This window comes from Comamonas sp. B-9 (assembly GCF_000410635.1).
Lineage (GTDB): Bacteria > Pseudomonadota > Gammaproteobacteria > Burkholderiales > Burkholderiaceae_C > Comamonas.
The window spans coordinates 19,717-39,902 of record NZ_KE148563.1 but is presented as its reverse complement, the minus strand read 5'-3'; the positions used below and the strand labels follow the sequence as shown (position 1 = coordinate 39,902).

At 65.5% G+C, this 20,186-nt stretch carries 22 protein-coding genes; 13 read left to right on the top strand and 9 right to left on the bottom strand.

The window, feature by feature from the left end; all coding sequences use genetic code 11:
• On the top strand, positions 1-619 hold a 619-nt coding region (locus H928_RS27325; RefSeq protein ID WP_021026641.1), incomplete at its 5' end, for an SPOR domain-containing protein.
• Positions 620-631: 12 nt separating this feature from the next.
• Here the strand turns inward: H928_RS27325 and H928_RS0111510 are convergent.
• Both H928_RS0111510 and H928_RS0111505 read right to left on the bottom strand, forming a co-directional pair.
• A complete protein-coding gene (locus tag H928_RS0111510) occupies positions 632-2,086 on the bottom strand; it encodes a sensor histidine kinase (RefSeq protein WP_021026640.1) in 1,455 nt (484 codons plus the stop codon).
• A gap of 64 nt (positions 2,087-2,150) precedes the next feature.
• Positions 2,151-2,837, bottom strand: a complete 687-nt coding sequence (locus H928_RS0111505; RefSeq protein ID WP_021026639.1) for a response regulator transcription factor — start codon at positions 2,835-2,837, stop codon at positions 2,151-2,153.
• Between the two features lie 276 nt (positions 2,838-3,113).
• Here H928_RS0111505 and H928_RS0111500 point away from each other — a divergent pair, with 276 nt between their 5' ends.
• Positions 3,114-4,055 (top strand): SdiA-regulated domain-containing protein, encoded by a 942-nt coding sequence (locus H928_RS0111500; RefSeq protein ID WP_084635769.1) that lies wholly within the window; start codon positions 3,114-3,116, stop codon positions 4,053-4,055.
• Between the two features lie 20 nt (positions 4,056-4,075).
• Here the strand turns inward: H928_RS0111500 and H928_RS0111495 are convergent, their stop codons facing one another.
• A complete protein-coding gene (locus H928_RS0111495) occupies positions 4,076-4,564 on the bottom strand; it encodes a MarR family winged helix-turn-helix transcriptional regulator (protein ID WP_021026637.1) in 489 nt (162 codons plus the stop codon).
• Positions 4,565-4,754: 190 nt separating this feature from the next.
• Here H928_RS0111495 and recA point away from each other — a divergent pair, with 190 nt between their 5' ends.
• The 4 genes from recA to H928_RS0111470 all read left to right on the top strand — a co-directional run bounded on the left by recA (position 4,755) and on the right by H928_RS0111470 (position 7,293).
• The gene (gene recA, locus H928_RS27320; protein WP_043339752.1) at positions 4,755-5,831 is read left to right on the top strand and encodes a recombinase RecA; all 1,077 of its coding nucleotides are present in this window, start codon (positions 4,755-4,757) and stop codon (positions 5,829-5,831) included.
• An 88-nt stretch (positions 5,832-5,919) separates the two neighbouring features.
• Positions 5,920-6,369: a recombination regulator RecX gene (gene recX, locus H928_RS0111485; RefSeq protein ID WP_021026635.1), complete on the top strand. Its 450-nt coding sequence runs from the start codon at positions 5,920-5,922 to the stop codon at positions 6,367-6,369.
• Positions 6,370-6,453: 84 nt separating this feature from the next.
• Entirely contained in the window at positions 6,454-6,705 is a 252-nt protein-coding gene (locus H928_RS0111475) for a VF530 family DNA-binding protein (protein ID WP_021026633.1), read from the top strand.
• 108 nt (positions 6,706-6,813) lie between these two features.
• Complete coding sequence (locus H928_RS0111470; RefSeq protein WP_021026632.1) at positions 6,814-7,293, top strand: VOC family protein; 480 nt, start codon at positions 6,814-6,816, stop codon at positions 7,291-7,293.
• Positions 7,294-7,338: 45 nt separating this feature from the next.
• On the opposite strand, the gene yddG (H928_RS0111465) is transcribed toward H928_RS0111470, so the two are convergent.
• The 5 genes from yddG (H928_RS0111465) to H928_RS0111445 all read right to left on the bottom strand — a co-directional run bounded on the left by yddG (H928_RS0111465) (position 7,339) and on the right by H928_RS0111445 (position 11,670).
• Positions 7,339-8,259 (bottom strand): aromatic amino acid DMT transporter YddG, encoded by a 921-nt coding sequence (gene yddG / locus H928_RS0111465; RefSeq protein WP_021026631.1) that lies wholly within the window; start codon positions 8,257-8,259, stop codon positions 7,339-7,341.
• Between the two features lie 151 nt (positions 8,260-8,410).
• On the bottom strand, positions 8,411-8,560 hold the full coding sequence (locus H928_RS32320) for a hypothetical protein (RefSeq protein WP_021026630.1): 150 nt from the start codon (positions 8,558-8,560) through the stop codon (positions 8,411-8,413).
• A 145-nt stretch (positions 8,561-8,705) separates the two neighbouring features.
• Positions 8,706-9,644: an aromatic amino acid DMT transporter YddG gene (gene yddG, locus H928_RS27315; protein ID WP_043339744.1), complete on the bottom strand. Its 939-nt coding sequence runs from the start codon at positions 9,642-9,644 to the stop codon at positions 8,706-8,708.
• Between the two features lie 175 nt (positions 9,645-9,819).
• Positions 9,820-10,776, bottom strand: coding sequence for a glyoxylate/hydroxypyruvate reductase A (locus tag H928_RS0111450; RefSeq protein ID WP_021026628.1), 957 nt, complete (start codon positions 10,774-10,776; stop codon positions 9,820-9,822).
• A 48-nt stretch (positions 10,777-10,824) separates the two neighbouring features.
• Positions 10,825-11,670 carry an IclR family transcriptional regulator gene (locus H928_RS0111445; RefSeq protein WP_021026627.1) on the bottom strand — a complete coding sequence of 282 codons (846 nt, stop codon included), beginning with the start codon at positions 11,668-11,670 and terminating at the stop codon, positions 10,825-10,827.
• A gap of 200 nt (positions 11,671-11,870) precedes the next feature.
• On the opposite strand from H928_RS0111445, the gene H928_RS0111440 reads away from it, so the two are divergent.
• From H928_RS0111440 to H928_RS0111410, 7 genes are read left to right on the top strand one after another with little or no spacing between them, the layout of a single operon-like run.
• Positions 11,871-12,944 carry an ABC transporter ATP-binding protein gene (locus H928_RS0111440; RefSeq protein WP_021026626.1) on the top strand — a complete coding sequence of 358 codons (1,074 nt, stop codon included), beginning with the start codon at positions 11,871-11,873 and terminating at the stop codon, positions 12,942-12,944.
• Positions 12,941-13,798 carry an ABC transporter permease gene (locus tag H928_RS0111435; protein ID WP_021026625.1) on the top strand — a complete coding sequence of 286 codons (858 nt, stop codon included), beginning with the start codon at positions 12,941-12,943 and terminating at the stop codon, positions 13,796-13,798. The genes H928_RS0111440 and H928_RS0111435 overlap by 4 nt, the downstream gene beginning before the upstream one ends.
• 17 nt (positions 13,799-13,815) lie before the next feature.
• A complete protein-coding gene (locus H928_RS0111430) occupies positions 13,816-14,610 on the top strand; it encodes an ABC transporter permease (protein ID WP_021026624.1) in 795 nt (264 codons plus the stop codon).
• Positions 14,610-14,972 carry a (2Fe-2S)-binding protein gene (locus H928_RS27310; protein WP_052329927.1) on the top strand — a complete coding sequence of 121 codons (363 nt, stop codon included), beginning with the start codon at positions 14,610-14,612 and terminating at the stop codon, positions 14,970-14,972. Before H928_RS0111430 ends, H928_RS27310 begins: the two co-directional genes overlap by 1 nt.
• Positions 14,969-16,402, top strand: coding sequence for an NAD(P)/FAD-dependent oxidoreductase (locus tag H928_RS0111420; RefSeq protein ID WP_021026622.1), 1,434 nt, complete (start codon positions 14,969-14,971; stop codon positions 16,400-16,402). Before H928_RS27310 ends, H928_RS0111420 begins: the two co-directional genes overlap by 4 nt.
• The gene (locus H928_RS0111415) at positions 16,395-17,519 is read left to right on the top strand and encodes an FAD-binding oxidoreductase (protein WP_021026621.1); all 1,125 of its coding nucleotides are present in this window, start codon (positions 16,395-16,397) and stop codon (positions 17,517-17,519) included. Before H928_RS0111420 ends, H928_RS0111415 begins: the two co-directional genes overlap by 8 nt.
• An 11-nt stretch (positions 17,520-17,530) precedes the next feature.
• Positions 17,531-18,592, top strand: a complete 1,062-nt coding sequence (locus H928_RS0111410) for an ABC transporter substrate-binding protein (RefSeq protein WP_027010839.1) — start codon at positions 17,531-17,533, stop codon at positions 18,590-18,592.
• Between the two features lie 105 nt (positions 18,593-18,697).
• Here the strand turns inward: H928_RS0111410 and argC are convergent, their stop codons facing one another.
• The gene (gene argC / locus H928_RS0111405) at positions 18,698-19,630 is read right to left on the bottom strand and encodes an N-acetyl-gamma-glutamyl-phosphate reductase (RefSeq protein ID WP_021026619.1); all 933 of its coding nucleotides are present in this window, start codon (positions 19,628-19,630) and stop codon (positions 18,698-18,700) included.
• Positions 19,631-20,186 lie beyond the last annotated feature (556 nt).

Genomic DNA, 20,186 nt, shown 5'->3' with positions numbered 1-20,186 from the left:
GGCACCGGTGGCCGCCCCCGCGCCTGAGCCCGCTGCTGTTGCGGCGGCGGAGCCGGCCGCCGACAGCGTAGACAAAGCGGCTGCCGAAGCCGACAAGCTCGCGGCCAAAACAACGGACAAAGCAACGGACAAGCCCGCCGACAAGCTGGCAGACAAAGCGGAGAAGCCGGAGAAAAAGGAATGCCTGGTGGCCGGCAGCTTTGACGCCAAGCAGGTTGATGCGCTGCGCCTGCAACTGGCCAAGCTGCCCGAAGGCAGCTGGCGCCTGGACAGCAGCACCAGCGCGGGCCGCTGGATGGTCTATGTCGGCAAGTTCAGCAGCCAGGAGGCGCTGGACACGCGCCGCGACGAGCTGCGTGCGCTCGACATCAGCACCGACCGCGCCCGCATCGCCAGCCTGGAGCCGGGCATCTCGCTGGGGCGCTTCTCCAGTGAAGAGGCGGCCGAGCGCCATCTGGCGACCATGGGCAAAAAAGGCGTGAGCGGCGCCAAGGTGGTGGTCGAGCGCCCCGAGGCCGTGAGCTACACCGTGCGCTGGCCCAAGATGGATGCGGTCACCAAGAAGCGCGTGCAGAGCTGGCATGTGATGGACGGCAAGGACCTGCGCAGCTGCTCCTGATGGCAGCGCCGTTCAGCTGGACGGCTGCGGCGCCAGCGTGGTCTGAAAGCATACGCTGAACACCACGCCGCGCTGGGCCTGGCGCGGGTGGGCGTCTTCCAGGCCCACGGTGGCGCCATGCTGGCGCGCGATTTCCTGCACGATGGGCAGGCCCAGGCCCGAGCCATCGACCTCGCTGCCCAGCACGCGGTAGAAGGGCTGAAAAATACGCTCGCGCTCTTCCTCGGGAATGCCGGGGCCCGAGTTCTCCACCTGCAGCACGATCACATGGCCAAAGGGGTCGGCCATCAGGCGCACATTGATGATGCCCGGCGCGCTGGCGTTGGACGGCGTGTAGTTGATCGCGTTGTCCAGCAGGTTGCGCACCAGCTCGCCCAGCAAGGTGGCATTGCCGTTGACCCAGACCTCGCGGTCATCGACCTGCATGCCGTCGTAGCCCATGTCGATGTGCTTGGCCAGGGCCCGGTCAATGCCGTCATGCATGGCATCCAGCACAATCTCGGCCAGATTGCAGGGCGTGCGCTGCAGCAGCGCGCTGGGCCCCTCGGCGCGCGCCAGCGACAGCAGCTGGTTGACGGTGTGCGTGGCGCGAATGCTCGAGCGCCCGATCTGCTGCAAGGACAGCTTGAGGTCGTCTTCCTTGGCATCGGCGCGCTGGGCCATCTCGGCCTGCATACGCAGGCCCGCCAGCGGGGTCTTGAGCTGGTGCGCGGCATCGGCGAGAAAGCGCTTCTGCGTGGCCAGTGAATCGTTGAGGCGCTCGAGCAAGCCATTGACCGAGTCGACCAGCGGCACCACCTCGAGCGGCACATCCTTGTGCTGGATCGGCGAGAGGTCTTCGGACTTGCGCGCGCGGATGCGCTCTTCGAGCAGGTGCAGCGGCTTGATGCCGCGCGCCAGCGCCAGCCAGACCAGCAGCACCGCCAGCGGCAGGATGACGAACTGCGGCAGCATGACGCCCTTGATGATTTCAGTGGCCAGCACGCTGCGCTTCTCGCGTGTCTCGGCAACCTGGATCAGCGCCAGGTTGGGCTCGGGCAGCGACAGCTGCACCCAGATCCAGGCGATGCGCACATCGACGCCGCGCAGCTCGCCATCGCGCAGCTGGACCATGCCGACGCTGCGCTCCAGGTCCTTGGCGGGCATGGGCAGCGCCGATTCGCCCGCGAGGAACATGCCCGACGGCGTGGTCACCTGGTAGTACACCTTGTCGGCGTCGTCGGCGCGCAGGATCTCGCTGGCCGGCAGCGGCAGGTTGAAATAGGTTTTGCCGCCCTGCACCCCCACCAGCTGCGCCAGCGCATGGGCGTTGTATTCGAGCGCGCGGTCAAAGGGCTTGTTGGCCAGGTCCTGGGCCACCAGCCAGGTCAATGCCAGCGATACGGGCCACAAAAGCAGCAGCGGCGTGAGCATCCAGTCAAGGATCTCTCCGAACAAAGATCGCTGCTCACTGCGAAACAGGGCCAAGGCTGTCCTTGCGTGAATGGGGCCGGGGGCGGCCATCGCCCCGTTGTGGCCGGAGGGTGGGGGGTCAGTGCGGGGCCGGTGGCTGGATCTTCTCCAGGCAATAACCCAGGCCACGCACGGTGGCAATGCGGATGGGGCCCTTTTCTATCTTCTTGCGCAGGCGGTGGATATAGACCTCGATCGCATTGGTGCTGACCTCCTCGCCCCATTCGCACAGGCGCTCGACCAGCTGGTCCTTGCTGACCAGCCGCCCCGAGCGCTGCAGCAGCACCTCCAGCAGGCCCAGCTCGCGGGCCGACAGCTCCAGCATGCGGCCGTCGAACGTGGCCACGCGCCCGGCCTGGTCATAGGCGAGCGGCCCATGCTGGATCAGGCTGGTGCTCATGCCCACGCCCCGGCGCGTGAGTGCCCGCACACGGGCTTCGAGCTCGGACAGCGCAAAGGGCTTGGCCATGTAGTCATCGGCGCCCAGGTCGAGGCCTTGGACCCGGTCATCGACGCTCTCGGCGGCGGTGAGGATCAGCACGGGAATGGCCGAGCCCCGGGCGCGCAGCTTTTTGAGCACTTCGAGCCCATGCATGCGCGGCAGGCCCAGGTCCAGAATCAGCAGGTCAAACGCGTTGTTGGCCATCAGGGCGGCATCGGCCTCGGTGCCATTGGAGACATGGTCGACCACGGCGCCGGAGTTGCGGAGACTGCGCAGCAGGCCATCGGCCAGCACCTGGTCGTCCTCGGCAATCAGTATTCGCATGCGGTCTCCTATCGGTGTTGTAGTCGTGATGTGGATGGTGTCAATGATTCTAGGCGAGTCCATGGCCTTGCTGGCCACCTAAGCATAGATCAAAGCGGGTGGGCTGCAAGGCCGTGGTGTGCGGTCCTGAGCCCCTGTTTTTTTGTTGCACAGACGTAAAACCGACCCCGGCGTCATCAAACCGAGGCAGCTCTCACGTAGGATAGCGCCTCGTCTTGACCAGAACACGCAGGCACCCGGCCTGTGGCTGGTGGGGTGTGACTGCAGCAGGTGGTGATGAGACCAGGGCCCAAGGTACAGGTGAGGTGGCAGGCGTCGCAGCGACAGCGCCGCCTGGTGTTGGTCACGGCCTTGCTGGTGTTGACTGCCTTGTACCTGCAGTGGCACCACGTCATTGCGATGCCGGGGCATACCGATGCGCTGCAGTCGGCACCGCGCTCGGCGCCGCCTGCCAACCTGCCGCACTACCAGGTCAGCATCGATGCCAAGGTGGTCAGCGGCATTGCCGACAACCTCTCGGGCCTGGCCTTCAACCCCGAGACCCAGACCTTGTTTGCGGTGACCAACCGCCCGCCCCAGATTGCCGAGCTGAGCACCGATGGCCGCTTGCTGCGGCTGGCGCCGCTGCTGGGCGCCCGCGACACCGAAGGCATTGCCCATATCCAGGGCGACTGGTTTGCGATTGCCGACGAGCGTACCAACCGCATCCACTGGGTGCAGTTTGGCAAGGGCGTGACCGAGGTGTCGCTGGAGCACAGCCCCTATGTGCAGCTCAATGACATTGCCATCAAGAATTTTGCGCTTGAAGGCCTGGGCTGGGATGCCAAGCGCCAGCAGCTGCTGGCCGTGACCGAGAAATGGCCCATGCAGGTGCTGGTGATGGATGCGCCGCTGTCCAAGCTCAAGCCGGGACTGGTCGATATGAAGGTCTCGACCTGGGAGGTGCCGGCGGTGGACGACATGCCCAGCACCGACCTGGCCGCCATCGAGGTCGATCCGCGCAGCGGCAACCTGCTGCTGCTGGGGGAGGAATCGTCGGTGCTGTACGAGTACAGCCGCGCCGGCGACCTGCTCAGCGTGATGCCGCTGTGGGCCGATATGGCAGGGCTGGCCGAGCGGGTGCCGCAGCCCGAAGGCCTGGCCATGGACAACAGCGGCAATATCTACATCGTCTCCGAGCCCAACCTGTTCTACAAATTCGCGCGTAAGCGCCGCTGAACGCGGCCAGGCGCAGCCGCTCAGCTGTCGGCCCCATACACCTCCAGCCCCAGCTGGATCACGGTGGCGACCTGCTCGCCGACCTCGGCGCGGAACTCCGCCTCGGCCTGGCTGACGGCACGTTCAAAGGCCTGCAGCCACAGCAGGCCGGTCTCGGTAAAGCGCACGGTGCGGGCGCGGGCATCGCGCGGGTCGCGCTCGCGGGTCACCAGGTTCCAGGCTTCGCACTGGTCCACCAGCTGGGCCATGGCCTGCTTGCTCATGCCGGCGCGCGCTGCCAGATCCACCAGGCGGTCGCCGGCCAGCGACAGGTGGCGGGTGATGTGGATGTGGGCGGCGCTCACCTGGTCGCGCTCGGCCAGGTGCGACAGCGCCAGCGGCACGGCCTCGTCCTGGGCCATCAGCTGCAGCACGCGGGCATCAAAACGGCGCATCGCATGGCCCAGCAGCCGGCCCATATGGGTCAGGCGCCAGCTGTCGTCGGGCAGATGGGGCAGAAGAATGGGCATGGTGAGCAGGCCTGCAATGGCTGAAAAGGGCTGAAGTCGCTATTGTACATATAGTCAACTAAACTGACTAAAAAAGTACTTCTATAAAATATACCCATCCCATAAACTACTGTTCAAGCATCCAGGCTGTATATGCAAACAGCTGGATCTCCAGATCGAAGACATGACCATCAAACGCAAGGAGAAATCCATGAACGCCACCGCCACCAAACCCGAAGCCAACAGCGAAAAAGCCAAGGCGCTGGCCGCCGCCCTGGCCCAGATCGAAAAGCAGTTCGGCAAGGGCACCATCATGAAGCTCGGTGAAGGCGAAGCGGTGTCGGACATCCAGGTGGTGTCCACCGGCTCGCTGGGCCTGGATATTGCACTGGGCGTTGGCGGCCTGCCGCGCGGCCGGGTCATCGAGATCTACGGCCCGGAGTCCTCGGGCAAGACCACCTTGACCCTGCAGGTGATTGCCGAGATGCAAAAGCTGGGCGGCACCTGCGCCTTTATCGATGCCGAACACGCGCTGGACACCAGCTATGCCCAAAAGCTGGGCGTGAACCTGGGCGATATCCTGATCAGCCAGCCCGACACCGGTGAGCAGGCGCTCGAGATCGTCGACAGCCTGGTGCGCTCCGGCGCGGTGGACCTGATCGTGGTCGACTCGGTCGCCGCGCTGACCCCCAAGGCCGAAATCGAAGGCGAAATGGGCGACCAGCTGCCCGGTCTGCAGGCCCGCCTGATGAGCCAGGCACTGCGCAAGCTCACCGCCACGATCAAGAAGACCAACTGCATGGTCATCTTCATCAACCAGATCCGCATGAAGATCGGCGTGATGTTCGGCAGCCCCGAAACCACGACCGGCGGTAATGCGCTGAAGTTCTACGCCTCGGTGCGCCTCGATATCCGCCGCACCGGCACCATCAAGCGCGGCGATGAGGCCATCGGCAACGAGACCAAGGTCAAGGTGGTCAAGAACAAGGTCTCGCCCCCGTTCAAGACGGCCGAGTTCGACATTCTGTTTGGCGAAGGCATCTCGCGCGAAGGCGAAATCCTGGACATGGGCGTCACCGCCCGCATCATCGAGAAAAGCGGTGCCTGGTACGCCTACAACGGCGAGAAGATTGGCCAAGGCCGTGACAACTCGCGTGAGTTCCTGCGCGAAAACCCCGACCTCGCCATCGAGATCGAGAACAAGGTGCGCGAGAGCCTGAACATCAGCCTGCGCCCCGCCGAAGACGGCGTGGTGGACGGCCCGGTAGCGACCGGCACCGAAGGCTGATCGCGCCCTAAGAGCGAACGCTGAGAATGGCTGCTTGTGCACAGAAGCTGTGCGCAAGCAGCTATTTGTTTTATAGCAATTTGATCCGATGTCTTTCAGCAAACTCTCCCTCAAGGGCCGGGCGCTGCGCTATCTGGCGCAGCGCGAGCATTCGCGCGCAGAGCTGCTGGCCAAGCTCGGCCCCCATGTGCAAGAGGGCGATGACCTAGCGGCCATCCTCGACGAGCTCGAAGCCAAGGGCTTTATCTGCGCCCAGCGCGTGGTGGACAGCGTGATCCACACCAAGGCTGCCCGCTATGGCGCCAGCCGCGTGCTGCAGGAGCTGCGCCACAAAGGCGTGGATGCCCCGCTGATCGCCGATGCCCGCGAGCGCCTGCGCAGCACCGAGCTGCAGCGTGCCCGCGAGGTCTGGCAACGCCGTTTTGGCGCGCCGCCCGAGAGCCCGCAGGAGCGGGCCAAGCAGATGCGCTTTCTGGCCAGCCGGGGGTTTGGCGGCGATGTGGTGCGCCAGGTGCTGCGCGGCGGAGATGGCGATTAGCCGCTGAAGAGTGCCCCGCCGGGCTGCGCAGATGTGCGGCCCACAAAGCCCCAGCCACGCGGCCCGTGCCCCGGCTGGGCGACAATGGCGGCCATGAGCACCGCCGAACAGCCCAACAACCCCCTCCATGGCCTGACCCTGGAGCACATCCTGAACGAGCTGGTCGCGTACTTTGGCTGGGAAGAGCTGGGTGAGCGCATCCCCGTGCGTTGTTTTTGCCTGGACCCGAGCATCAACTCCAGCCTGCGTTTTTTGCGCAAAACGCCCTGGGCGCGCGAGAAGGTCGAGGGCCTGTACCTGTTCATGCTGCGCGAGAAAAGGCGCAGCGGCGGCTGAGGCCTCATTGCCCGCAGTGCGGCGGCGCCCTTGCTGTGCAGCGCTGTCCTACTTGCAGGTGGGCTGTGAGCCGCTAGGCTAGTCGTCTGTGCAAACAGGAGACCGACGATGACCGCAAAAAATACCGTATGCCTCTGGTACCAGGGCGATGCGCTCGATGCCGCGCAGTTCTATGCCCAGACTTTTCCGGACAGCGCCGTGGGCGCGGTACACCGCGCGCCGGGTGACTACCCCGATGGCCGGCAGGGCGATGTGCTGGTGGTGGAGTTCAACGTGGCGGGCATTGCCTGCATTGGGCTGAACGGCGGGCCGCATTTTCAGCACAATGAGTCCTTTTCCTTCCAGATCGCCACGGATGACCAGGCCGAGACCGACCGCCTGTGGAACGCCATCGTCAGCCATGGCGGGCAGGAAAGCGCCTGTGGCTGGTGCAAGGACCGTTGGGGCATCTCCTGGCAAATCACGCCCCGCATGCTGACTGCAGCCATGTCCGACCCCGACCGCGCCGCGGCCAAGCGCGTGTTCGAGGCGATGATGGGCATGACCAAGATCGATATTGCCGCGCTGGAAGCGGCACGCAAAGGCTGAATATTCAGCGCGGGCGCTGTCCCGCGTGGCGCTTCCCGCGTGGCGCTATTTGCTGCGGGTACACCACCAGCAGATCAGCGAGCCGGCCGTTACCAGCATCACCCCCTGCCAAAAGCTCCAGGTCGGCTGCACCTGCAGCCAGACCGTGCCGACCAGCGCGGAGAGCACGGGGGTGAAGTAGGAGCCCACGGCCATCACCGTAAGGTTGCCGGCGCGCAGGCCGTGGTCCCAGCAGCTGTAACCCAGCGCGGTGAGGCCGCTGAGCATGCACAGCTGCACGATGGCCGGCAGCGACAGCTGCAGCGCCGGCTCATCGCTGAGCGCGTACTTGACCCAGAGTACCGCGCCCACGGCCCAGAGAAAGGCCGGCAGCGCGTTGGCGCCATGGGCATAGCGCTTGGCGATGACCGAGTAGCAAGGCCAGAGCCAGGCGGCCGAGAACGCCAGGCCATAGGCGAGCGGATTGCTTTGCACATTGGCCCAGAGGCTGGCGATGGACAGCGCGCTGTCGCCCTTGAGCACCAGCACAATGCCGGCCATGGCCAGCAAGACCCCCGGCACCAGGCCGAAGCGAAAGCGCTGCAGCCCAAAGGCTGTCGCCAGCACAATCGTCAGGCTGGGCCACAGGTAGTTGATCATGCCCAGCTCCAAGGTCTGGCCCCGGTTGCTGGCAAAGCCCAGCGACAGCGACAGCGCGATCTCGTAGAGCACAAACAGCAGGCCGCAGCCCCAGAGGTAGGCCGGGTGCATGGCGCGCAGCTGCGCCAGGCGCGGGCGGCCAAAGCGCAGCGTGACCAGCAAGGCTCCCAAGCTGAACACCGCCGCCGCCCCGCCAATGGGGCCCAGGTGCTCGGCCACGCTGCGAAACAGGCCCACCGAGGTGGACCAGCACAGCACGGCCGACAGGCCAATCAGGGTGGCGCGTTGCGAAGGGACCTGGGCGGGGGAGATCGGAGAGGAAGACATGGGCGCGCGGTGGATGCAGGGAAAGCTGCGAAAAGCAGCCTTGCATCCTAGCTGGAAAAGCGCAGCTCTGCAGGCAGACGGCCAGCGGACCGCAGCCACACCCGGCAGCCACGCTGGCGGTGTCGTTTCCGAGGGGTGAAGAAATCAGCGATTAGCTGATATGGCTGCCAAAGACCAGCGCGGCAGCGATGGTCGCCACCACGGTGAGCACGGCAAATGCGATCAGGCCACGCAGCTCCAGGCGCTTGTCGGCCTCTTGCTCGGCGGCGGTGGGGATATGGTTGGGGCGGGAGTAGTCCATGGGCAGCTCGGAAAAAACACGGGCAACCCGCCCACTATAGTGCGGCGCGCGCTTTTGGCCATGGCGCGCCACCTAGGTGTTTGCATGTGTATACAAAGGCTGGCGATGCCGCCCCGCGTTGGCACTGGCAAGCGCGGGCAGGTGCTTAGCCCGCCAGCTTTTTGCCATCGGCCGGCCCCGGGCTGCGGGTGGCCCACCAGCACACCAGCGAGCCCAGCGTGACCAGGGCCACGCCCTGCCAAAAGCTCCAGGACGGCTGCACCTGCAGCCAGAGCGTGCCGACCAGCGCAGACAGCACGGGGGTGAAGTAGGAGCCCACGGCCATCACCGTGAGGTTGCCGGCGCGCAGGCCATGGTCCCAGCAGCTGTAGCCCAGGGCGGTCAAGCCGCTGAGCAGGCCCAGCTGCAGCAGTGCGGGCAGGCTAAAGCGCAGCGGTGGCTCGGGGCTGAGCGCGTACTTGATCCAGAGCACGGCGGCGACGGCCCAGAGAAAGGCCGGCAGTGCATTGGCGCCCTGGGTGTAGCGCTTGGACACCACCGAATAGCAGGGCCAGAGGCAGGCCGCGCACAGCGCCAGCGCATAGGCCAGCGGGTTGCTTTGCACATTGGCCCAGAGGCTGGCCAGGGACAGCGCATTGTCGCCCTTGACCACCAGCACAATGCCGGCCATCGACAGCAGCACGCCCGGCACCAGGCCGGCGCGAAAGCGCTGCAGGCCCAGCACCGTGGCCATCACCAAGGTCAGGCTGGGCCAGAGGTAGTTGATCATGCCCAGCTCCAGCGTCTGGCCCCGGTGGCTGGCCCAGCCCATCGACAGCGAAAAAGCGATCTCGTTGAGCACAAACAAGAGGCCGCAGCCCAGCAGATAGGCCGGGTGCATGGCCTTGAGCTGTGCGGCGCGCGGCAGGCCAAAGCGCCAGGTCACCAAGAAGGCGCTGAGCGAGAACACGCAGGCGGCCCCGCCGATCGCCCCCAGGTGTTCGGCAACGCTGCGGAACAGGCTCACCAGTGCAGACCAGCAGAGCACGGCAGAAAGCCCAATCAGCGTCGCGCGCTGGCTGGGCACAAGGGAAGGGGTGGACATGGAGAAGAGGGGATGCAGACGAGGGCGGCTCGCATCCTAGCGGCTATTGGGCGGCCCTGATGGGGCCAAGGGCTTGGCATCGCAAAACACTCGGATATGGCGCCAGTGGCGCCAGTGGTGGCTTTGCAGCGGCCCAGCGTTCAGCTGCCTGGCCGGCCCCATGTACCCGGGTTGGTCAGTAGCCGCGCACCCGGTCAAAGCAGTTGTCCAGCGCCTGCCCGGCCTGCCACTGCGCCATCGACAAGGCCACCTGGCGCGCCTTGGCGCGGCGGCTGGCGCTGGCGGCGATATGGGGCGTGAGGATGACGCGGGGGTGCGTCCACAGCGGCGAATCGGCCGGCAAGGGCTCGGGCTCGGTCACATCCAGCAGCGCAGCGCCCAGCTGGCCGCTGTCGAGCGCGGCCACCAGGTCGGCGCTGTGGAGCTGCGTGCCCCGGCCAGCATTGACCAGCTGGGCGCCGGTGGGCAACTGGGCAAACAGCTGGGCATTGAGAATGCCCCGGGTTGCCGGCGTATCGGGCAGCAGGCAGATGAGCACCTGGCTGCTGCGCAAGAACGCGGCCAACTCGTCCTGGCCGCAGTAGCTGGTCACGCCCTCGATCTGCTTGCGCGTTTGCGACCAGCCCTGCACCGGGTAGCCCACGGCGCGCAGCATCTGCGCCGCTGCAGCGCCCAGGGTGCCCAGGCCCAGGATACCCACGCGCAGCTCGCTGGCCACATAGGGCGGGTTGAACTCGATCCACTGCTGCTGGCGGTGTTGGGCCAACGCGCGCGGCATGTTTTTTTGCAGCATCAAGGTGGCCATCAGGCAGAACTCGGCCATGCGCTGCTGCGACTCGCCCGTCACCATGCGCACGATGGGCAGCGCTGGCGGCAGTTCGCTATCGGCCAGGATATGGTCCACACCAGCGGCCGAGCTGAAGATGGCCTTGAGCTGCGGAAAGCGGGCCAGCGCGCCAGTCTCGGGCTCCCAGACCATCGCGAAATCCACCAGGCTGAGATCGGCGGGTGGCGTGTTCCAGTCATGCACCACCACATGCGGCGCAAATTCGGCAAACAGGGCCGTCCATTCCGGGATCGCAGCGCTGCCGCCGCTTTTGATGATGAGGTGCAAGGGAGTGCTGGAGGCCATGGCGGGGGGCGTTGAAGTGCAGAAAAACGGAAGGTGACAGGGCTGGGCTTACATCGAGCGGGTGCGGTCCCCGGTGGAGATCGCATGCATCGGGTGGCGCAAGGTCGGGTCAAAGGGGTTGATCTGCGCGCTCAAGGTCTTGGCTTCGCGCAGCAGCATGTCGCGCACGATGGGCAGGCGCTCGTCGCTCAGGCGTGCGGTGTGCGTGCCGATCGACAGGGCCGCGACCACCTGGCCACCCCGGTCAAACACCGGCACGGCCAGGCCGGCCATGCCTTCGAGCAGGCCGGAGTTCTTGGCGGTATAGCCCTGGCGGTGCGCCTTGTCGATCTCGGTGCGCATGTAGACCTCGTCATAGACGTTGTAGTGCTGCATGCGCGGCAGGTTGAAGCGCAGCACCTCCTCGCGCTCGGCCTCGGGCAGGTTGGCCAGGATGACCAGCGAGCCCTGGCCCACGCCCAGCGCCACGCGCCCGCCGATATCGCCGGTAAAGGTGCGGATCGGGAACTGGCCTTCGATGCGGTCCAGGCAGACCGCGTCAAAGCCCGAGCGCACCATCAGGATCACCGTGTCATTGAGGCTGGCGCACAGGCGCAGCAACACTGGGCGCGCCAGGCTGCGCAGGTCGCTCACCGCACCGGCCTGGGCGGCCAGCGAGAACAAATCCAGGCTCAGCCGGTAGAGCTTGTGCACCTGGTCCTGCTCGACCATGCCCTCCTGGATCAGCCCCTGCAGCAGCCGGTGCGTGGTGGCCTGGGTCAGGCCGATTTCCTTGGCCAGGTGGGTCACGCGCACGCCTTCGGTCTGGTGCGCGGCGAGCGCGCGCATCACCAAAAAGCTGCGGTGCAGGGTGCCGCGCTGGTGGCTGTTGTCCTCAGAGGTGTCGGTGCTCATGGTTTTTCGGAATAAAAATTCGGTACATTTGATTTTTATTCCATTTATCGGAATAAATCAAATTTATCTTCCATTATCAGTGTTTACACCGTGTGTGGATTCAAACCACATTCCGAAAATAGACAAATAGTTGCAAATGTCGTTCATCCGTGCGACATGGCCGACGGGCCCCGCAACCCTGTGCCACCGAGGTGATTTCCATGAGTTTTCTGCGTCTCCACAACGTCTCCAAACAGTACGGCCCCAACCGGGTGGTCAGCCAGTTCAACCTGGATGTGCAAAAGGGCGAGTTCGTCTCCTTGCTCGGCCCCTCGGGCTGCGGCAAGACCACGAGCTTGCAGATGATTGCTGGCTTTGTAGATGTGACCGAAGGCCGCATTGAGCTCGACGGCAAGGACATCACCCGCGCCAAGGCCAATGAGCGCGGCCTGGGCATCGTGTTCCAGACCTATGCGCTGTTCCCGCACATGACCGTGCGCGAGAACGTCGAGTTCGGCCTGGAGATGCGCAAGGTGGCGCAGCCCGAGCGCAGCGAGCGTGCCAGCGAAGCGCTGGCCCTGGTGCACCTGGGCCCCTATGCCGACCGCTACCCGCGTGAACTCTCGGGCGGCCAGCGCCAGCGCGTGGCACTGGCCCGGGCGCTGGTCATCAAGCCACCGGTGCTGCTGCTCGATGAACCGCTGTCCAACCTCGATGCCAAGCTGCGCGAGGAGATGCAGTTCGAGCTGCGCGAGATCCAGCGCAAGGTGGGCACGACCACCATCATGGTCACGCATGACCAAAGCGAAGCCATGTCGATCAGCGACCGCGTCGTGGTGATGGAAGCCGGCCGCATCACCCAGGTGGACACGCCGCATACGGTGTACGAGCACCCGCACAACGCCTTTATCTCCACCTTTGTCGGCAAGGCCAACCTGCTGCAGGCCACCGTGCATGCCCAGGGCGGCCAGTGGCTGGCGCATGTGGGCGATGTGCAGATGGCGGTGCAGGATGTGCCCGCCGCAGCGGCCAGCCACGGCACGCGTTTGCTGCTGGGCCTGCGCCCCGAGAAAATCCAGCTGTCGGCCATTTCGCCCGGCCGCACCCAGGGTACCGTGCGCGAGCGCTTCTTCCTGGGCAATCTCTGGCTCTACACGGTGGAATGCCCGCTGGGCAGCATCACCGTGACGGCGGCCAACGATGGCGAGGCGCCCCACCAGGTGGGCAGCCAGGTGGGTATTGACTGGTCCGACCGCAATGTGCGCCTGATCGCTGGTGACGGGGTGGCCGCATGAGCGAGCGCCGCACCTGGGCCCCCTGGGCCATGAGCGCTCCGGCGCTGCTGCTGTTTGCGGTGATGCTGGCCGTGCCGCTGCTGCTGACCACCATCCTGTCCTTCAATGCCTACCACGTGGACACCGGTCCGGTCGCGGGCAGCTTCACGATCGAGCACTATGTGCACATCGTCACCGACAGCTACTACTACGAGATCTTCTGGCGCACCTTGTGGATCTCGGGCCTGGTCACTTTGATCTGCATCGCCATCGGCGCGCCCGAGGCCTACATCCTGAGCAAGATGCGCGCGCCCTGGCGCTCCATCTTCTTGCTGATCATCCTGGCGCCGCTGCTGATTTCCGTGGTGGTGCGGGCCTTTGGCTGGAGCATGCTGCTGGGCCCCGAGGGCCTGATCAACGATATCTTCCGCCTGGTGGGCATCGGCCCGGTCAAGCTGCTCTACAACGAGACGGCCATCGTCATTGCGCTGGTGCATGTGATGCTGCCCTTCATGGTGATCCCCGTCTGGACCTCGCTGCAAAAGCTCGATCCTTCGGTCGAGAGCGCCTCGCTGTCGCTGGGTGCCTCGCACTTCACCACCCTGCGCCGCGTGGTGTTTCCGCAGGTGCTGCCCGGCATTCTCTCGGGCAGCCTGATTGTGTTTGGCCTGGCCGCCAGCTCGTTTGCGATCCCCGGCCTGCTGGGCGGGCGCCGGGTCAAGATGGTCGCCACCCTGATCTATGACGAGTACCTGCACGAGCTGAACTGGCCGCTGGGCGCGGCCATCGCCTTTGTGCTGCTGGCCGCCAACCTGGTGATCATGCTGGGCTGGAACCGCATGGTCGAAGGCCGCTACAAGAAGACCCTGGGCTGAGAGGCGAGGTAACTGACATGCAAAAAAACGGACCCATTGCCCTGATCTTCAACGCGCTGGTCATCATCTTCATGCTGGCGCCGCTGGTGATCGTCTGCCTGGTGGCCTTCACCCCGGCCGAGACCTTGACCCTGCCGACCACCAGCTTCTCGCTGCGCTGGTTTGAGCAGGTGCTGCACCATGCCGATTTTGTCCAGTCGTTCTGGAACAGCCTGGGCCTGGCGGTGGCGGCCGCCTCCATCTCGACGGCGCTGGCCGTGCCCGCCGCCATTGCGCTGGTGCGCTATGAGATCCCCGGCCGTGGTGCGCTGCAGGCGCTGTTCCTGTCGCCGCTGATCATTCCCCACCTGGTGCTGGGTGTGGCGATGCTGCGCATGTTCTCGCTGGTGGGTGGCCAGGGCAGCTTTGGCTGGCTGATCTTTGCCCATGCGCTGGTGGTGATGCCCTACACCATGCGCCTGGTGATGGCCGCGCTGATTGGCTTTGACCGCAGCGCCGAGCAGGCCGCGTACTCGCTGGGCGCCAGCAATGCCAAGGTGTTCAAGCGCATCACCTTGCCGATGATCCTGCCCGGTATCACCGGCGGCTGGCTGCTGGCCTTTATCAACAGCTTTGACGAGCTGACCATGTCGATCTTTGTGGTCTCGCCCAGCACGGTGACCTTGCCAGTGCGCATGTACATGTATGCCACCGAGTCGCTGGACCCGATGATGGCAGCGGTGTCGGCGCTGATCGTGTTCATCACGCTGGGGCTGATGCTCTTGCTCGACAAGGTCTATGGACTGGACCGCATCCTGATCGGCAAGCACTGATGGCACACGCAATCCCTCTTTTGCCGGCCGGCCAGCTGCAGCGCCTCAAGGAGCAGGGTCGCCAGCCGCTGCAGTTTGTGCTCAACGGTCAGCCGGCCCAGGCGCTGCAGGGCGACACGGTGCTGACTGCCGTGCTGACCCAGTCCGCCCAGCTGCGCAGCCATGAGTTTGCCCATAGCCCGCGCGCCGGCTTTTGCATGATGGGCGCCTGCCAGGACTGCTGGGTCACGCTGGGGGGTGAGCAGGCCGGCCGCAAGCTGCGCGCCTGCTCGACCCTGCTGCAGGCGGGCATGCAGATCTGTACCACGGCAGAGGCCGTGGCCCAGGCTACCGCCACCAATGCCAGCCAGGTGCAGCCATGATCGGCAGCGATTTCTACCTGGATGACCCCCGGCCCGCCGACGGGCCGCCCGTCATCGTGGGTGCGGGGCCTGCCGGCATCCGTGCCGCGCAAACCCTGCTGGCCCATGGCCTGCGCCCGGTCGTCATTGACGAGGCGCCCCAGGCCGGAGGCCAGATCTACCGCCGCCAGCCCGATGGCTTTGGCCGCACGCCCAAGGACCTGTATGGCTTTGAGGCCGGCCGCGCCAGCGACCTGCACCAGACCTTTGACCGCCTGCGCCCGCAGTTGGACTACCGGCCCGACACCCTCGTCTGGAACGCCCAGGGCCACAGCCTGGACCTGCTGCACACGGCGCAGCGCACCGCCAATACCCTGCGCTGGCGCGATCTGATCGTCGCCACCGGAGCCACCGACCGGGTACTGCCTTTGCCCGGCTGGACCCTGCCCGGTGTCTACACCCTGGGCGGCGCCCAGGTGGCCTTGAAGTACCAGGGCTGTGCGATTGGCGATGCGGTGGTGTTTGCCGGCACCGGCCCCTTGCTGTATCTCGTGGCCTACCAGTACGCCAAGGCCGGTGGCCGGGTGCTGGCGGTGCTGGATACGGCCCCCGCCGTGCAGCGCTACAAGGCGGCACCAGCGATGCTGGCCCAGCCGGCGGTCACCGCCAAGGGTGTGTACTTTTTGAGCTGGCTGATGTTCCACGATGTGCCGGTGCACCATGGCGTGCAGCTGCTGCGCGCCGAAGGCGCAGACCGCGTGCAGGCTATTGTGTGGAAGGATGCGCAGGGCGCCGAGCAACGTACCAACTGCAGCGCCATCGGCCTGGGCTATGCGCTGCGGCCCGAGACGCAGCTGGCCGACCTGCTGGGCTGCGAGTTCGCCTTTGCGCCCTTGCACCGCTGCTATGTGCCGCAGATCGATGCCGACCGGCGCAGCAGCGTGCCCGGCGTCTATCTGGCGGGCGATGGCGCCGGCATCATGGGGGCTGACGCGGCCGAGATGTCGGGCGAGCTGGCGGCGCTGGCTTTGCTGCAGGACCGGGGCATTGCAACCGATGCAGCGCGCCAGGCCAGGCTGCGCCAGCAGCTGGACAAGACGCAGCAGTTCCGCCAGGCGCTGGAGGTGGCGTTTCCCTTTCCCGACGACTGGGCGGCACGTGCGCCGGACGAACTGGTGGTCTGCCGCTGCGAAAACATCACGGCCGGGGAGCTGCGCGCTACCGCTGCCACCCAGCCGCAGGGCGATATCAACCGCATCAAGGCGCTGTGCCGGGTTGGCATGGGCCGCTGCCAGGGCCGCATGTGCGGGGTGGCTGCGACCGAGATCCTGGCCGATACCTTGAAGGTGCCGGTGGCGCAGATAGGCCGCATCCGGGGCCAGGCGCCGATCAAGCCCCTGCCGCTGGACATGACCGTGGTCAGCACGGACCCGGAGGCCAGCCATGGTTAAGCAACTGGCCACCGAGGTGGTGGTGATTGGTGGCGGCATCATGGGCGCGAGCACGGCGCTGTTCCTGCGCAAACGCGGCATCCAGGTGGTGGTGGTCGAGCGCGATCTCTGCGGCTCGCGCTCCAGCGGCGTCAATTTTGGTGGTGTGCGCCGCCAGGGGCGGTCGCTGGCGATGCTGCCGCTGTCGCAACGCGCCCACCAGCACTGGGGGCGCCTGACCGCGCTGATCGGCACCGAGGCCGAGTACGAGCGCTCGGGCCACTTCAAGATTGCCCGCTCGCAGGCGGATATGGAATCCCTCGTGCGCTATGCCGAGAAGACGCGCGACTGCGGGCTGGACCTGCAGCTGCTCGATGGCGCAGAGCTGCACAAGCGCTTTCCGGTCGGCGGCGCCAAGGTCGTGGGCGGCTCCTTCTGCCCGGATGATGGCCAGGCCAACCCGCGCCTGCTGTCACCGGCCTTTGCCACGGCGGCCGCGCGGGCGGGGGCCCAGGTGTTCGAGCACAGCCCCGTGCTGGACGTGGCACACAATGGCCAGCGCTTTGTGGTGCGCACGCCCGAGATGGAGATCCGCGCGAATGTGGTGGTCAACGCTGCAGGCGCCTGGGCCGGCCAGTTTGCCGAGCAGTGCGGCGAGCCGGTGCCGATGCGCATCCGGCCGCCGGCCATGGGCGTGACCGAGCCCTTGCCCTACTTTTTGCACTGGAGCCTGGGCGTGGAGGGCGGCAGCATCTACTGCCGCCAGGTGCGCCGGGGCAATGTGGTGTTTGGCGGCGGGCCCGGCCTGGTGCTGGACGACACCCGTGCGCGCAACCGCCACACCACCGTCTGGGCGCAGCTGCCGCAGCTGGTGGAGCTGCTGCCCCAGTTGAAGAACGCCCAGCTGATCCGCACCTGGAGCGGCAACGAAGGCGCCTTGCCTGACCACGAGCCCATCATCAGCGCCAGCAGCCGCCAGGCTGGCCTCTACCATGCCTTTGGTTTTGCCGGCGGGGGCTTCCAGCTCGGGCCGGGCGTGGGCGATGTGATGGCCGAGCTGATTGCCCAGGGCCGCAGCAGCACGCCGATTGATGCTTTCCGTATAGACCGATTTACCGACCCCGCATGTTCAACCTGAAAGGAACCCACATGTCTTCTTGGACGACGACCCTCAAAACTCCTGTGCGCGCCATCGCCCTGATGGCCTCTGTGGTGGCTGCGGCCAGCGCGGTGCAGGCACAGACCAAAACCATCTACATCGGCATGAATGGCGGCAACATGGAGCGCACCTACTCGCAGTTCGTGTTCCCCGCGTTCGAGAAGGCCAACAATGTCAAGGTCGTCGTGGTGCCCGGCACCTCGACCGACATCCTGGCCAAGGCCCAGGCCTCCAAGGACAAGGCCCAGATGCAGGTCATGACCCTGGATGACGGCGTGATGTACCGCGCCATCAGCATGGGCCTGTGCGAAAAGCTCAAGCCCGCTGCCGGCTACAGCGAGATCCCGGACATCGCCAAGATCAAGGACAGCGCGATTGGCCTGTCGATGGGCCTGACCGGCCTGGCCTACAACACCAAGATGTTTGCCGAAAAGGGCTGGGCTGCACCCACCTCCTGGAACGACCTGGCCGATCCCAAACTCAAGGGCAAGGTGGTTGTGCAGTCGATGCCGGCCTCGTCCTTTGGCCTGCATGCCTTTTTGATGTTCAACCGCCTCAAGGGCGGCAACGAAAAGAACGTGGACCCGGCCTTCAAGGCCTGGCCGACGACCATTGGCCCGAACGTGGTGGAGTACATCCCCAACTCGTCCAAGGTGGTGGAGATGATGCAGGCCGGTGATGCCGCCATCTTCCCCTACACCCTGACGCAGGCCGAGCTGATGAAGTCCAAGGGCATCCCGATGGAATATGTGGCGCCCAAGGAAGGCGCCGTCGTGCTGATGACCGCTATGTGCGTGCTCAACAACAACCCCGAGTCCGAGCTGGCGCAAAAGCTGGTGGAGTACCTGGTGAGCCCGGAAGCCCAGGCGCTGGCGATGGAAAACGGCAGCTACAACCCCGTGAACCCCAAGACCAAGCTGCAAGGCAAGCCAGCCGAAGAGCAGAACAAGATGAACGCCATCCTGAAGAATGCCGTGGCTGTGGATTGGGATGTGGTCAACGCCGACCGCCCCGAGTGGAACAAGCGCTGGAACCGCACGGTGGAGCGCTGATCACCGGCAGGTGCCTGGCAGGATAGTGCCCGGCATCTGGTCATCGCCCAGACAGAGAAAAGCCGCCCCATGGGGGCGGCTTTGTCGTGCTGGCGCAGCGGTGGTTTAGAGACCCAGCATCAGCTTGAGATTTTGCACTGCAGCGCCGCTGGCGCCCTTGCCCAGGTTGTCCAGGCGGGCGATGACCACGGCCTGGCGCAGCTGCTCGTTGCCGAACACGCGGATCTCCAGCTTGTTGGTGCCTGCCAGGGTATCGGCGGCCAGCTTGTTGTCGTCGGTGGGCGGCAGCACCTGCACCCATTGCTCGTCCTGGTTGGTCTTGGCGTAGTGGGCGGCCAGGGCGTTGTGCAGATCGCTCAGCAGCGGCTTGCCGGGCAACTCATCGAGGTGCAGCGGCAGCTGCACCAGCATGCCCTGGGCAAAGTTGCCGACCGCAGGAATGAACACCGGGCGGCGGGTCAGGCCGGTGTATTTCAGGATTTCGGGGATGTGCTTGTGCGTCAGGCCCAGTGCATAGGCTTCATACGGCGCGGCACCGCCGGCCTCGTAGGCTTCCATCATCTGGCGGCCGCCACCGGAGTAGCCGGACACCGAAGGCAGTGCCAGCGCGGCATCGGCGGGGACCAGGCCGGCATCGATCAGCGGGCGCAGGACGGCGATGGCGCCGGTGGCATAGCAGCCGGGGTTGGAGACACGTTTGGCCGCTTGCACGGCGCTTTTCTGGCCAGCGCTCAGCTCGGGGAAGCCATAGACCCATTGGTCGTTGACGCGGTGGGCGGTGGAGGCATCGATGATGCGGATGCTGCGGCCGGTTTCCTGCTCGATGGCGTCGACCATGGCCGTGGTGTCCTTGGCGGCATCGTCGTGCAGGCAGAGGATGACCAGGTCCACGCCAGCGATCAGCGCGCGCTTGGCCTCTGGCTCCTTGCGCAGCTCGGGCGCAATGCTTACCAACTCCACGCCGGGCATATCCACCAGGCGTTCGCGAATCTGCAAACCGGTGGTGCCAGCTTCGCCGTCGATAAACACTTTTGCCATTGCCATCACTCCTGCTGCGGGTTGGCGCCTGCGGGGCTGCGGGCGCTTGAGGTTCGGGAAAGTGCTTATTGTCATACAAAGCGGCGCAATGCGTGCAGGAGGATGGCAAATTTGCAGTCCGGTCTGACCAAGGCTTGTGCGATGCACTGGACATGCTGTTTTTGGGCCTGTGATGGCCCGGTGCTGTCCCAAAGCGCAGTGCGCACTAGCGCAAAAATGTGTCAGCACCGGGCGGCTGTGCCAAAAATCCTGCACCGCTCGGGTATTTATCGACAACTTTTACGCGGGCCTCCGACAGGCATTGACTGCCTTGGCTGACAGACCTGGTGCACGGAGACGACTGCCCAACATGGCTGGTTAGCTATACAAATAATAGCTATATGCATTCCGGCGGCGGACAAACCCCGGAAGCGCATTGGGGCTCCTGCAGGCGCTGCCCCCCATGGCGCAGTGCAGCATGGTAAATTCGCGGACTGCCAGGCCTTCTGCCTTGTTTGCGAATTCTTTGTTCTGCGCGCTCGGCCGCCGGGTTTTTTCCCATTTTGTTTTACTGAGA